Below are 447 nucleotides of genomic sequence, written 5' to 3'. Positions count from 1 at the left end.
GCTATGGCCGACGACCGCGGTCGTCGAGCCGGCTTCGATCGTGAAATCGACGTCGTGCAGGATCTGCCGCGAAGGCTCGTAGCTGAAATCTACCCGCTCGAAACGCACCCGTGCGCCGCTCCCCTTCAGCACGCCCGCGCCGGGCGCATCGTCGACTTCGCGCGCCGCTGACAACAGCCCGAACATCCGGTCCATGTCGGTCAGGCTCTGCTTCAGTTCCCGATAGACGACGCGGAGGAAGTTAAGCGGAATGTACAGCTGCAGCATGAACGTATGGATGAGCACGAGATCGCCGAGCGTGAGCCTGCCCGCGAGCACGCCCTGCGTCGCGCGCCACAGGATGAACACGAGCCCCGGGCCGATGATCGCCTGCTGGCCGAAGTTCAGGAACGACAGCGAATTCTGCGAGCGGATCGCCGCCTTCCGGTAGCGCTTCAGGTTCTCGTC

Annotated in this window: 1 pseudogene; it reads right to left on the bottom strand. The window is 64.4% G+C overall.

The features are described 5' to 3' along the window. Window positions 1-447, bottom strand: a pseudogene (locus J5M57_RS28555) (ABC transporter ATP-binding protein/permease); the annotation flags it as partial.

It is taken from the genome of Pseudomonas sp. 86_A (assembly GCF_017491705.1).
Classification (GTDB): Bacteria; Pseudomonadota; Gammaproteobacteria; order Pseudomonadales; family Pseudomonadaceae; genus Aquipseudomonas; species Aquipseudomonas koreensis.
This window is presented reverse-complemented; position numbering and strand designations above follow the sequence as displayed.